General features: G+C 62.9%; 11 protein-coding genes. 4 read left to right on the top strand and 7 right to left on the bottom strand.

Going from position 1 to position 11,948, the window contains the following annotated elements:
- Nucleotides 1-76 precede the first annotated feature (76 nt).
- Nucleotides 77-1,132 carry a polyamine ABC transporter substrate-binding protein gene (locus AC3IT9_RS12260; protein ID WP_489273225.1) on the bottom strand — a complete coding sequence of 352 codons (1,056 nt, stop codon included), beginning with the start codon at nt 1,130-1,132 and terminating at the stop codon, nt 77-79.
- 199 nt (nt 1,133-1,331) lie between these two features.
- Between AC3IT9_RS12260 and AC3IT9_RS12255 the strand changes: the two genes are divergently transcribed.
- The 4 genes from AC3IT9_RS12255 (at nt 1,332) to AC3IT9_RS12240 (ending at nt 5,480) form a co-directional block, all read left to right on the top strand.
- On the top strand, nt 1,332-2,264 hold the full coding sequence (locus AC3IT9_RS12255; protein ID WP_489273224.1) for a GntR family transcriptional regulator: 933 nt from the start codon (nt 1,332-1,334) through the stop codon (nt 2,262-2,264).
- Nucleotides 2,265-2,364: 100 nt separating this feature from the next.
- On the top strand, nt 2,365-3,639 hold the full coding sequence (locus AC3IT9_RS12250) for a nucleotide disphospho-sugar-binding domain-containing protein (protein WP_489273223.1): 1,275 nt from the start codon (nt 2,365-2,367) through the stop codon (nt 3,637-3,639).
- Between the two features lie 70 nt (nt 3,640-3,709).
- Complete coding sequence (locus AC3IT9_RS12245; RefSeq protein WP_489273222.1) at nt 3,710-5,107, top strand: NAD(P)/FAD-dependent oxidoreductase; 1,398 nt, start codon at nt 3,710-3,712, stop codon at nt 5,105-5,107.
- A gap of 13 nt (nt 5,108-5,120) precedes the next feature.
- Nucleotides 5,121-5,480 carry a cupin domain-containing protein gene (locus tag AC3IT9_RS12240; protein ID WP_489273221.1) on the top strand — a complete coding sequence of 120 codons (360 nt, stop codon included), beginning with the start codon at nt 5,121-5,123 and terminating at the stop codon, nt 5,478-5,480.
- Here the strand turns inward: AC3IT9_RS12240 and AC3IT9_RS12235 are convergent.
- From AC3IT9_RS12235 to AC3IT9_RS12210, 6 genes are all read right to left on the bottom strand, one after another.
- The gene (locus AC3IT9_RS12235) at nt 5,477-6,514 is read right to left on the bottom strand and encodes a GGDEF domain-containing protein (protein ID WP_489273220.1); all 1,038 of its coding nucleotides are present in this window, start codon (nt 6,512-6,514) and stop codon (nt 5,477-5,479) included. The two genes, AC3IT9_RS12240 and AC3IT9_RS12235, sit on opposite strands and share 4 nt — an antisense overlap.
- Nucleotides 6,515-7,095: 581 nt before the next feature.
- Entirely contained in the window at nt 7,096-8,136 is a 1,041-nt protein-coding gene (locus AC3IT9_RS12230) for an ABC transporter substrate-binding protein (protein ID WP_489273219.1), read from the bottom strand.
- 35 nt (nt 8,137-8,171) lie between these two features.
- The gene (gene argE, locus AC3IT9_RS12225; RefSeq protein ID WP_489273218.1) at nt 8,172-9,341 is read right to left on the bottom strand and encodes an acetylornithine deacetylase; all 1,170 of its coding nucleotides are present in this window, start codon (nt 9,339-9,341) and stop codon (nt 8,172-8,174) included.
- The gene (locus tag AC3IT9_RS12220) at nt 9,334-10,008 is read right to left on the bottom strand and encodes a DUF1028 domain-containing protein (protein ID WP_489273216.1); all 675 of its coding nucleotides are present in this window, start codon (nt 10,006-10,008) and stop codon (nt 9,334-9,336) included. Before AC3IT9_RS12220 ends, argE begins: the two co-directional genes overlap by 8 nt.
- A gap of 10 nt (nt 10,009-10,018) precedes the next feature.
- The gene (locus tag AC3IT9_RS12215; protein WP_003201555.1) at nt 10,019-10,429 is read right to left on the bottom strand and encodes a RidA family protein; all 411 of its coding nucleotides are present in this window, start codon (nt 10,427-10,429) and stop codon (nt 10,019-10,021) included.
- Nucleotides 10,429-11,790: a flavin-containing monooxygenase gene (locus AC3IT9_RS12210; protein WP_489273214.1), complete on the bottom strand. Its 1,362-nt coding sequence runs from the start codon at nt 11,788-11,790 to the stop codon at nt 10,429-10,431. The genes AC3IT9_RS12215 and AC3IT9_RS12210 overlap by 1 nt, the downstream gene beginning before the upstream one ends.
- Between the last annotated feature and the right edge of the window lie 158 nt (nt 11,791-11,948).

Raw genomic sequence — 11,948 nt, 5'->3', positions numbered from 1 at the left:
TATCCTCCCGCCTCAGGACAGAGGCGGCTTGCGAGCGTGGCGAGGCATGCCGGGCATGCCTCGGATCGACGTGGCGTTAGTTCTGCGCCGCCATGATTTCGGTGACGGCGCGGGTGTAGGCCTTTTGCGTGGTGCCGCCCAAGTCACGCAATTGCTCCATCTTCACCAGCTCGCTCGGCGTCATGGTCAAATTGGGGTATTGCTTGAGCAGGTCCGCGGACAACCCGGTCATGGCCGCCTGGTTGGGGACTTTGTAGAGGATGTTTTCAGCGACCCAAGCGTGGTTTTCCCTGGCCAGCATGAAGTTGATGAACTTGAAGGCTTCGTCCTGGTGCTTCGAACTCTTGAGCACCACCATGGTGTCCACCCACAGGTCGGAGCCTTCCTTGGGCACCACGAACTTGATCGCCGCGTTGGCCTGGGTGCCGTAGTTGCACCAGCCGTCCCAGGCGTGGGCCATCAGCGATTCGCCGGAGGCCAGCTTGGAATAGAAGGTAGTGTCGTCGAAGGAGAGAATGCGTTTCTTGGTGGCGATCAGTTGGTCGCGAACCGCGGCGATTTGCGCGGGGTCGCTGTCGTTGACCGACCAACCCTTGGCGAGGAAACCGGCACCGAGCATCCAGCGGTCGGTGGCGAGCATCGTCACCTTGCCCTTGAGGGCATCGCTCGGATTGAGCAGCTCGTTCCAGCTCTGTGGCGCCGGCGTCACCTTGTCGGAGCGATAACAGATACCGGTGGTGCCCCAGGTGTAAGGCACGGAGAACCGATTGCCCTGGTCATATTCCAGGTGCGTGGCTTCGGGGTAGAGGTTTTTCAGGTTGGGGACCTTGACCGGATCGATGTCCGCCAGCAGCCCCTGTTTGTGCAGGACTTCGGCGAAAGGCGAGGAGACGAACACCACGTCGTACCCTTCACCACCGGAGGCCATCAGCTTGCCCATGATTTCTTCGTTGGTGGCGTGCAGCGCCTTGTCGACGTCCACACCGCTGGCAGCCTTGAACTTCTCCAGCGCATCCGGGGCCATGTAGCCGTCCCAGATGGAAATCACCATGTCTTTCGCACTTGCAGCCTGTGAAGCGATCGCCAGGGAAACGGCCAATCCCACGCACAGAAGATCATTCAGCTTGCTCATAAATACTCACCCGACGATTGTTTATTGTTGTGTTCGAAGGCAGTACGGCAAAACGAGAAACGATTACTGGTGTTTTTTTTTAGAAATTAGGACCAGTATCAAAAGATGTCAACGCATTTTTTCCGGCCTGACGCTTCGCCGGCGCATGACTTAAGATGAGCAACCGAGCCCGACAGCGGATCACAACGAGAAAAGACGCTTGAGCACGACAGCCGAAAAAAAACCGCGCACCAATCACCTGGAACTGGCCCGCCGCATCCTCGAGCACACCCAGGAAAGTGGCCTGATGGCCGGCGACCCGGTGGCCGAACAGGCCCTGGCCCGGACCTTCCAGGTCTCGCGCACGCTCATTCGCGGCGCGCTGAAAGTGCTACTCGAAGAAAACCTGCTGAGCCACGAAGCCGGCAAGGGCTACCGCTTGCTGGCCTCACCGGCGGGTCAGGCCTTCAACGCCGCTCTGCCGCAAGCCGAGGAAGAAGAACTGGCCGCCTCGGTGCTGCGCGACCGCATGGCCGGGCGCCTGGGCGACAGCATCAGCATCAGTGAACTGATGCGCCGCTACGACATCGGCCGGCCGGCGGCACAAAAAGCCCTGCAGCAATTGAGCGAGAGCCAGGCCATCGAGCGCGGCCCCGGCCAGTCCTGGCTGTTTCGTCCGTCGCTGAACAGCCTCGCCGCCCTTGAAGAAAGCCTGAAATTCCGCCTGATTCTCGAACCCGAGGCCTTGCTCAGCCCGAGCTTCAACGCCGACCCGCAACGCCTTGCGTTGCTGCGCAGCGCCACGCAAAGCCTGCTCGCCCGCCCCGTGGAAGATTTCGATATCCAACAGTTTCGCGAACTGGACATCAGCTTCCACGAACTGCTGGCCCAGAGCTGCGGCAACCGTTTCATCAGCGACGCCCTGCTCCAGCATCAAGGCCTGCGGCGCCTGCCGAACCTGCTGCCCTCGGTGAGCGTGCACCGCCTGCAGGAAGCGCTGCGCGAACACCTGCAAATCATCGCGCAGATCGAACGCGGGCAGATGGAGATCGCCGCCGACCTGCTGCGCCTGCACCTGCGCCTGAGCGCCGCGCAACGCCCGCAAACCGCCAACCGTGGCATCCCGCAAAGCCATCTGTTCGGGCGTCGCTAACCGGCTCGCAAAAACATGATGATTTTTTTTTGAAAATAAGACAGCATCAAAAACACCTTCAGGAGCGGCGGGTCTGACCCGCCATGGACAGTCCCTCGCCATGCAAAAACAAAAACTGATCGCCCTGTTTCCGGAAGCCAGTTTCGGCGCGGCCTTGAACTGCATTGGTATCGCTCAGTCGCTGCGTGAACTGGGTGCCAGGCCGGTGTTCATCTGCCATGAACATTTCCAGGGGTTGTTTGCCGAATACGGTTTCGACGAGTACCCGATTCCGCAAGTGAGTCCGCTGTCGGCGGCGGAACACCAGCACTACTGGGAGCGCTTCATCGAGCGCAGCATTCCCTACTTCGACCAGACCCCGCTGGCGCAGATCGACAGCTACGTGGCGCCGGCCTGGGAAGCCATCATCGACACCGCCATCGAAGCGGAAAAACCCTTGCAGCAGTTGCTTGGCCGCCTCAAGCCCGACGTGATCGTGCTCGACAACGTGGTGATGTTCCCGGCCATCGCCAACGCCGGTTGCCCCTGGGTGCGGGTGGTGTCCTGCGCCGAAACCGAACTGCCGGATGCGGCCGTTCCACCCTACCTGTCCGGATGCCTGGCCAGCGACACCCAGGCCTGCGAGCGCTACACCGAGCAGTACCTCAGGGCCGTCGCACCGGCCCATGAACGCTTTTCGCAATTTCTCCTCGGCAACAATACGGCGCCGTGCCCTGCGGGGCAGTTCCTCACCGACTCGCCGTGGCTCAATTTGCTGTTGTCACCGACGCCAGTGCGCTATGAGCGCCAGCAACCGCTCGATCCGCAACGCTACGTGTACCTCGACGGCTGCGTGCGCCGCGAAGCGCCGTACATCGTCCCGGACTTTCCACGGCACAACGACGCGCCGCTGATCTACCTCAGTTTCGGCAGCCTCGGTGCCGCCGACACCGGGATGATGAAGCGCCTGATCAGCACAATCGAAACCTTGCCGTACCGCTTCCTGGTCAACGTCGGCGCCTACCGCGACATGTACACCACCGTGCCGGACAACGTGTACCTCGACAGCTGGTTTGCCCAGCCGGCGGTACTCAAGGAATGCCAGTTGTTCATCCACCACGGTGGCAACAACAGCTTCTGCGAAGCGCTGTACTTCGGCCTGCCATCGCTGATCATTCCGTACTGCTGGGACGGCCACGACAACGCCGCCCGCGCCGAGGAAGTCGGCGTCGGCCGCTACCTGCCGCGCTTTGCCGATCCCCTGGCCGCCCTGCCCGCCGCTCTCGAACAGCTGCTGGCCGACCAAGCGATGAAACAACGCCTCAAAACGTTCAGCGAGCGCATGCAGGCGACCCGCGGCACCGACATTGCCGCCCGCGCCATTCTTGACCTCTAGCCAAAACAACAAAAACCGTCGGGCAACCGAACGCAATCGTCGCTGCCCGACACACTGCCGGAGTTTCAGCATGAATGCCCCACCGCGTCTCGATGCCCTCGACCACGTCCTGCCCCATCCCTTCTGGCAGGACACCGTCACCCCGCCGCCCGCCGCACCTTCCATCACCGGCACGGTGCAGTGCGACCTGGCGGTGGTCGGCGGTGGATTTACCGGATTGTGGACGGCGTTGCTGGCACGCCAGCGCGACCCCGGGCTGAGCATCGCGATCATCGAGGCGCGACGCTGCGGCGGTGAAGCCAGCGGGCGAAATGGCGGTTTCTGCGCGCCGAGCATTTCCCATGGGGTCTCCAACGCCCTCAAGCGTTGGCCGGATGAAGCGGAGCAACTGATCCGACTCGGCCGGCAGAACCTCGATGCACTGGCCGCCGACCTGCAACGCTTTGGCATGCACGTCGAGTTCGAACGCCAGGGCAAACTCAACGTCGCCAGCCGGCCGTGGCAGGTCGACGGGCTGCGCTCGATGCAGCGTAACTATGCGCGATTCGGCATCGACTGCCAGTGGCTGGAAGGCGGCGACCTGGCACGCAAGCTTGATTCACCGGCGTATGTGGCCGGCCTGTTCGAGCCCAACTACGCCCTGCTCAACCCGGCGAAAATGGCCGCTGAATTGCGCCGCGTTTGCCTTGAGCAAGGCATTCAACTGTTCGAAAACAGCCCGGTCCTGCAACTGCAAGCCAACAACGACAATCTTCACTTGCGAACCGCTCACGGCGAAGTGACCGCTGGAAAAATCGCCCTCGCCACCAACATCGCCCCGCCGCTGCTCGGCCATCTGGCATCGAGCGTGATCCCGGTCTACGACTACAGCCTGGTCAGCGAACCCTTGAGCGATGCGCAGCTGCAAGCCATCGGCTGGACCGGCCGCTACGGCATCGCCGACGCCGGCAACCAGTTCCACTACCTGCGCAAGACCGCCGACAACCGCATTCTCTGGGCCGGCTTTGATGCCATCTACCATTTTGGCGGGCGCCGCGACGAAGCCCTGACCCAGCGCCCGCAAAGCTTCCAGCGCCTGGCCGAGCAGTTTCAACAGACCTTCCGGGCATTGGGCGACGTGCGTTTCAGCCATGCCTGGGGCGGCATCATCGACACCTCCGCGCGCACCACGATGTTCACCGGCTGCGAGCACCAGGGCCGCGTCGCCTATGCCCTGGGCTTCACCGGGCAAGGGGTGTCCGCCAGCCGCTTCGCCGCGCTGAACATGCTCGACCTGCTGGCCGGCGAGCGCACCGAACGCACCGAGCTGCTGATGACTTCCAAGGCGCCGTTCCGCTTTCCGCCCGAACCCTTGCGTTATGTCGGCGTGAAACTGGCCCAGCGTTCACTGGCGCGCGAAGACCGCGACGGTCACCGCGACCTGCTGCTCAAGACCTTCGATGCCTTTGGCATCGGTTTCGATTCCTGATCCGGAGACCACCATGTCCACAGCCCTGCCCCGGCACGTCATCGACTTCGCCAGCGACCTTGCCCCCCGTGAAACGGAAATCAACGACCCGGCCGTGGTCGACGCGCCTTATCGCAGCAAGAGTTGGCGGCACTTTGTACAGTCCGGGAAAAACGCCGTGGCCGGCATCTGGGAGGCGGGACCGCACCGGGAGCGATGCCAGTGCGATTACGACGAGCTGTGTCACATCCTCGAAGGCAGCGTACGCCTGACCGATGCCGAGGGCGTCGCGCGCACGTTCGGCCCCGGTGACTCCTTCGTGGTCGCCAGCGGATTCAACGGCACCTGGGAAAACCTCACGACGGTGCGCAAGGTCTATTTCATCCTCGGCTAACGTACCTGATTACGTCCGTTGCGCTTGGCCTGATACAGCGCATCGTCGGCACGGGTCAGCAGGCTTTCCGGCGTGTCGCCGGGGTGTGCGTGGGCCACGCCGAACGACGCGGTGATGGTGTCCAGCACGGTGTCGGTGCCCCGGGCCTTGACCCGCAGCGCCTGGACTTTCAGGCGCAGGCGCTCGGCAAAAGCGCCTGCGGCGGCCAGGTCCGGGCAGTCCTTGAGCACCACGCAAAACTCCTCGCCGCCATAACGCGCCGCGAACGCTTCGCCGGGCAGCGAATCGCGCAACACCCGGGCGACATGCTGCAGCACGCGGTCGCCCAAGGGATGGCCGTACTGGTCGTTGAATTGCTTGAAGTGGTCGATATCCAGCATCACCAGCGCCACGCCCGTCGCCACGTTGCCCATGGCCTGCTCAAGCTGGCGGTTGAAGGTGGTGCGGTTGAGCAATTCGGTCAGGCCATCGAGAGTCGCCGCCAGTTGGGCGCGCTCCAGTTTGTCCCGCAGGCTTTTGATTTCATGCTGCGCCGACTGCAACTGAGCGAGGAAGTGTTCCTGCTGGCCCTGCATCAGCCGGGTGCTCTGTTGCAGCTGGATCAGGATGCTCGGCAAGCGCTCGCTGGCGGGTTCTTCGAGCATCTGCAGGTATTGGCCGAGGCTGGCCTGGAAGCTCTGGTTACCTTTCACGCTGCGCGAAACATCGCGCTCCATGTCGTCGACCAGGTTGATTGCGTCCTGTTGCCCGGAACGGGCATCCGCCAGCTCATCGCGGATGATGTACTCGCGAAACAGTTTGGTGGCCGACTCCGGCGGGAAATAGTCGAAGTCGTTGACCAACCGGTCCAGGTGCCGATTAAGCTCCGGCTCCTGGCCTTTGCTGTAGGTGTACCAGAGCGCGTAGTGCACCGGGTTGGGCGCAATGTTGTGACGAACCATCAGCGGCACTGCCTGCTTGAGCAACGCCGCGGCCTCGCGGGAGTCTTCCGGATACTGCGCTAGAACAGTCGCACGCGTGTCTGATTGGCTCATGGTTTCACTGTGGTTGTTATTATTTGGCGATTGGCAAACTCGCTGAGCATAGCCATACGCCCGACAAACGACCATCCCGAATTACACAATCATTTCAACCCGGCACGCCCGAGGTATTGCACCCAGTTTTCTGTAGGAGCGAGCCTGCTCGCGATGGCGGTGTATCAACCAACGACGATGTTGGATCTGATGGCCTCATCGCGAGCAGGCTCGCTCCCACAGGGTCCTGCGTTTTAACTGACTACCATCACCACTGCGCGAAAGCCGCAAAGCTTGAACCCGAGTTATTGCACCAGGCTTTTTTGTGGGAGCGGGCTTGCTCGCGAAGACGGTTGCACATCCAGCATCGATGTGACTGACATACCGCTTTCGCGAGCAAGCCCGCTCCCACAGGGTCCTGTGTTTTAAGTGACTACCATCACCACTGCGCGAAGGCGGCAAAGCTTGAACCCGAGGTATGGCACCAGGCTTTTGTGGGAGCGAGCCTGCTCGCGAAGGCGGCGGCACATCCAACATCGATGTGGCTGAAATACCGCTTTCGCGAGCAGGCTCGCTCCCACAGGGGGCCTGCGGAGCCTGTGTTACCGCGCAGCCCAGGCATTGAAGCGTTGTTCAAGCTCCTCGCCATGGTCGACCCAGAACTCCGCGTCCACGGCCCGGGCGCCGGCCAGGTTGGCCTCGGCGGTCGGCAGTTGGTCCTGCACGTCCTTGGGCAGCAATGGCAGGGTCTGGCGATGCACCGGCCCGTAGGGGATGGTTTCCGAGAAAACCTTTTGTGTCTGCGGCTGGCTGGCAAATGCGATGAAGTTTTCCGCCAGCGCCTTGTTCGGCGTGCCTTTGACCACCGCCCAGTATTCCGGGTCGTACAGGCTCTGCGGCCAGACGATGCTCAGCTTCATGCCTTCCTTTTGCGCCGAGGCAATCCGCCCGTTGTAGGCGGCGCTCATCACCACGTCCCCGGCCACCAGCCATTGCGCCGGCTGTGCGCCCGCCTCCCACCACTGGATGTTCGGCTTGATCTGGTCGAGCTTGGCAAAGGCCCGCGTCACACCTTGCGGGGTTTTCAAGACCTTGTACACGTCGTCCGCCTTGACGCCGTCCGCCAGCAAAGCGATTTCCAGGGTGTACTTGGCGCTCTTGCGCAGGCCGCGCTTGCCCGGGAAGTCGGCGACATTCCAGAAGTCGGCCCAGGACTGCGGCGCCTTGGCCTGTTTGCTCTGGTCGTAGGCCATGACCATCGACCAGACATAGGTTGCGACACCGCACTCGGTCAGTGCACCCGGCACGAAGTTCGCCGAATCACCGAAGCGTCCCTGATCGAGCTTCTCGAACAGACCCTCCTCGCAGCCGCGCAACAGCTCGGGGCTTTCGACTTCCACCACGTCCCAACTGATGTGACCGGCGGAGACCATGGCCTTGATCTTCGACAGCTCGCCGTTGTATTCACCGGCGATGATGTTGCCCGCGCCGCTGGCGTTGAAGGGCTGGAAATAGGCCTTATCCTGGGCCTGTTTGGTAGCACCACCGAAGGAAATCACGGTGAGGTCCTGGGGGGCCGCCCACACACTGGCACTCAACAACGCCAGGGCAAACGGAACACTGCAACGCAAGGATCTGGACATGGATCGCTTCCTCGGGGCTTGTCGGCCCGTTGTTGTTATGGGTGTTCGGATTCACTCAAGTACGCGGCCAGGCGATCCATCAAGCGGTCGCAGGCCGCCATCTGATCAACGCTGACAAATTCATCGGGCTTGTGTCCCTGGTCCATGCTGCCGGGACCGCAGACCACCGAAGGAATGCCGGCCTGATCGAACAGCCCGCCTTCGGTGCCAAAGGCCACGGTGCTGAACTCGTCGCTGCCGCACAGCCGGGCAATCAGGCGGGCCGCCGCGCTGTTGGCGGGTGTCGCCAGGCCGGGATAGGCCGAGATTTTTTCAAAGCGGATGCCGGTATCGGTGTCCACGGCCTGCATGGCCGGCAGCAACGTCTGTTCGGCGTAGTCCTGCAGCTCATCGACGACCACTTGCGGGGCGAAGTCCGGCAAGGCGCGGATCTCGAAATCGAAACGGCAGTCCGCTGGAACGATGTTCAGCGCCGTACCGCCCTGGATCACTCCGACCTGCACGGTCGAGAACGCCGGGTCGAAGCGCTTGTCATGCAGTTGCGGCCGGGCCAGGGTGGCGCCGATGTCGCCCAGCCGACCGATCAGGCGCGCGGCCTGCTCGATGGCATTCACCCCATAAGGCGCGTAGGCGGAATGACAGGCGGCGCCGCGCACGTGGCAACGCATCGCCAGCTTGCCCTTGTGACCGAGCACCGGCTTGAGTTCGGTCGGCTCGCCGATGAGGCACAAGGCCGGTGCCGGGATGCGTTGCGGCAGTACGTCGAGCAAGCCGCGCACGCCGAGGCAACCGACTTCCTCGTCATAGGAAAACGCCAAATGCACCGGGCGCCGCAAAGGGCTGGCGAGGAACATCGGCACCGCCGCCAGCACAGAAGCCAGATAGCCCTTCATGTCCGCCGTGCCGCGGCCGTAAAGCCTACCGCCCGCCTCGCTCAGGCAGAACGGTTCGACCGTCCACGCCTGGCCGTCCACCGGCACCACGTCGGTGTGCCCGGACAGCACGATGCCGCCAGCCACGCGCGGGCCGACCGTGGCCAACAGATTGGCCTTGGTCCGCTCGGCGTTGTAGATCAGTTCGCAATCCACGCCCAGTCCGTGCAGGTAGTCGCGCACGAACTCGATCAGCTCCAGATTCGAATCGCGGCTGACCGTGGCGAACCCGATCAACCGCGCGAGCATGGCGCGGCTGCGCAACTCACTCATCACCGGGCACTCCATACGCGGGGGCCAGGGTCGGATTGAGGGCGCGGGTCAGGTAGTCCTGCAATTGCGGTTCGTAGGCGGCCCACAGTTTGCCCAATTCGCCAATCGGGTTTTCATCGGCCCAATCCACCCGCAGGTCGACCATCGGCCAGGTCAGGTCACCGACCACCGACAGCGCCGCCGAGTGCACCGCGCCGGCTTCGCCACCGGCATCCTGGCCGGCCTGCAAGGCGTTCATCAGCCGGGTGGCGAGGCAGCCTTCGCTGTTTTCGAACGCCGCGACCATCGCCTCGATCACCCCGCTGTTGGCCAGCAGGTTGCCGGCCGCCACGCATTGCTCACCGGCCACCGCGTTGTTGATACCCAGGGCATGGTTGCCGCTGAACACCGCCGTGCGCCCGTGGGCATCGACCACCGCGACCTGGCGGTATTGGCTGTAGCCGTTGCGGGTCAATGAGTGGTCCAGCGCCTGGGGCGGCGCCGAGCCGTTGGCCAGTTCATCGAGGATCTGCGGGCCGAGGGCCGGCAGCGTGATGTTCTGGCTCGACACCGCGCCGACACCGGCCCGCAGCCACGGGCAGCGCGCGCCGACAGCAATGCTCGAGGAGCTGATGGCAATGCCCAGCTGGCCGGTCTCGGCGCAGCGACCCACGATGGAAAAAGTCATGGCGAATTCCTTATTCAGGGATGACGGCGATCACGTCGATTTCCATCAGCCACTGCGGCTGGCCGAGGGCGCTGACCACCAGGCCAGTGGAAATCGGGAACACGCCCTTGAGCCACTTGCCGACCTCCTGGTACACCGGCTCGCGGTAGCGCGGGTCGATCAGGTAGGTGGTGGTCTTGACGATGTGGCTCAGGTCGCTGCCCGCCTCTTCCAGCAATTGCTTGACGTTGCGCATGGCCTGTTCGGCCTGGGCACGCGGATCACCGAGGCCCACCAGTTGGCCGTTGAAATCGGTGCCGACCTGACCACGCACATACACGGTGTTGCCGGCGCGCACGGCCTGGCACAAATCGTTGTCCAGCGTCTGGTTCGGGTAGGTGTCCTTGGTGTTGAACATGCGGATGCGGGTATGAGTAGGCATTAACGAACTCCCATGAGGCTGGCTTTCTGAAGAGGTGCACGGGCGGCTTCGGCTTGACGCTGGGTCGCATCCCGATAGTTGAGATAGGTGTGCTGTTTAACGATGTGGTCGGCGATGTGCTTGGCATCGTGCCAAACGCCCCAGATAAACGCGGAGCCGCGGCGGGACTGCCAAGGTAACCCGACGAAATACACCCCCGGCTCGGCCGACACGCCGCGCTGGTGCTGTGGCTTGCCGTTTTCCTTGAAGGCATCGACCTTCAGCCAGCTGTAATCGGTGGAGTAACCGGTGGCCCAGATGATCGTGGTGACGCCGGCCTTGAGCAGGTCCAGTTCAAGGATTGGATTGGTCACGCAGTCTGGGTCCGCCAACATGGCCCGGGCTTCGGGTTCCAGCGGCAGGTCCAGGCCGTTGCGTTCGATATAGGCGTCGGCCTTGTCGAGCAGCGCCAGGTAGTTTTCATCGCCACGCTGGATGTTATCGGCGAGGTTGTTTTCGAAACTCACCACAGCGCCGTTGAACGCCTGGGTCAGGCCGACCAGGGTCATGCCCTGGTGAGCCAGCCGGCGGAAGTCCACGGTGTGGCCGCCACGGGCGCCGCTCACGGCGATGGTCACGTGTTCCTTGCCCGGTTGCATGGCCTCGGCATCCCACTCGCCGAGCACCCCCAGCCACCAGCAGAAATCACGGTTGCGATAGGCACGGGGCGGACGATCGTGGGCGCCCACCGACAGGTAGACCTGTTTGCCGGAACGTTGCAGTTCATCGGCGATCTGCACGCCCGAGGAACCGGCGCCCACCACCAGCACCGCGCCTTCGGCCAGTTGCTGCGGGTTGTAGTATTGGGCGGAGTGAATCTGGGTGATGCCGGCGATTTCGGGGGCAATCGGTGGAATGGCCGGACGCTGGAACGGACCGGTGGCGACCACCACATGCCGGGCCTCGATCACGCCATCGGAAGTTTCGACAGTGAAGCCTGGACGGTCGGTGTTACGTTCGACTTTCTTCACGTCCACGCCGGTGCGGATCGGCGCATTGAACTTGCGGGCATAGGCTTCGAAGTACTCAGCCACCTGCTCTTTCCCGGCGAAGGCATCCGGGTCCAGACCGTCGAATTCCAGCCCCGGGAAACGGTCGTGCCAGGCCGGACCGTTGGCTACCAGCGAATCCCAGCGACCGGTGCGCCAGGCTTCGGCGATACGATTGCGCTCCACAACGAGGTGAGGCACACCGAGCTTGCTCAGGTGTTCACTCATGGCCACGCCGGCCTGGCCGGCGCCAACAACAAGCGTATCAATTTCGGTCTTATCAACTGTCATGGCTGTGCACTTCTGAAAGGTGGTTTGATTCAGGTCGGTCATGGCTGCCGCCTCGATTCTGATCACTGTTGTTCTTCTGCTGCGGCTATCGGTGTCAGGGTGTTGGCCGCATTCTGTTCGGAGCCGGGAAATAGCGAAATTATGTTTTTTGTGGTCGCTGGCGAGGAAAAAGCGTCGAGGTGACCGGTTGGCTGTGCAAG

Source organism: Pseudomonas sp. KH_046_1 (assembly GCF_057839025.1).
This window is presented reverse-complemented; position numbering and strand designations above follow the sequence as displayed.

Coding starts and splice junctions, on each gene's coding strand:
- AC3IT9_RS12260 (WP_489273225.1), bottom strand. CDS start 1,132: ATGAGCAAGCTGAATGATCTTCTGTGCGTGGGATTGGCCGTTTCCCTG.
- AC3IT9_RS12250 (WP_489273223.1), top strand. CDS start 2,365: ATGCAAAAACAAAAACTGATCGCCCTGTTTCCGGAAGCCAGTTTCGGC.
- AC3IT9_RS12245 (WP_489273222.1), top strand. CDS start 3,710: ATGAATGCCCCACCGCGTCTCGATGCCCTCGACCACGTCCTGCCCCAT.
- AC3IT9_RS12240 (WP_489273221.1), top strand. CDS start 5,121: ATGTCCACAGCCCTGCCCCGGCACGTCATCGACTTCGCCAGCGACCTT.
- AC3IT9_RS12235 (WP_489273220.1), bottom strand. CDS start 6,514: ATGAGCCAATCAGACACGCGTGCGACTGTTCTAGCGCAGTATCCGGAA.
- AC3IT9_RS12230 (WP_489273219.1), bottom strand. CDS start 8,136: ATGTCCAGATCCTTGCGTTGCAGTGTTCCGTTTGCCCTGGCGTTGTTG.
- argE (WP_489273218.1), bottom strand. CDS start 9,341: ATGAGTGAGTTGCGCAGCCGCGCCATGCTCGCGCGGTTGATCGGGTTC.
- AC3IT9_RS12220 (WP_489273216.1), bottom strand. CDS start 10,008: ATGACTTTTTCCATCGTGGGTCGCTGCGCCGAGACCGGCCAGCTGGGC.
- AC3IT9_RS12215 (WP_003201555.1), bottom strand. CDS start 10,429: ATGCCTACTCATACCCGCATCCGCATGTTCAACACCAAGGACACCTAC.
- AC3IT9_RS12210 (WP_489273214.1), bottom strand. CDS start 11,790: ATGACCGACCTGAATCAAACCACCTTTCAGAAGTGCACAGCCATGACA.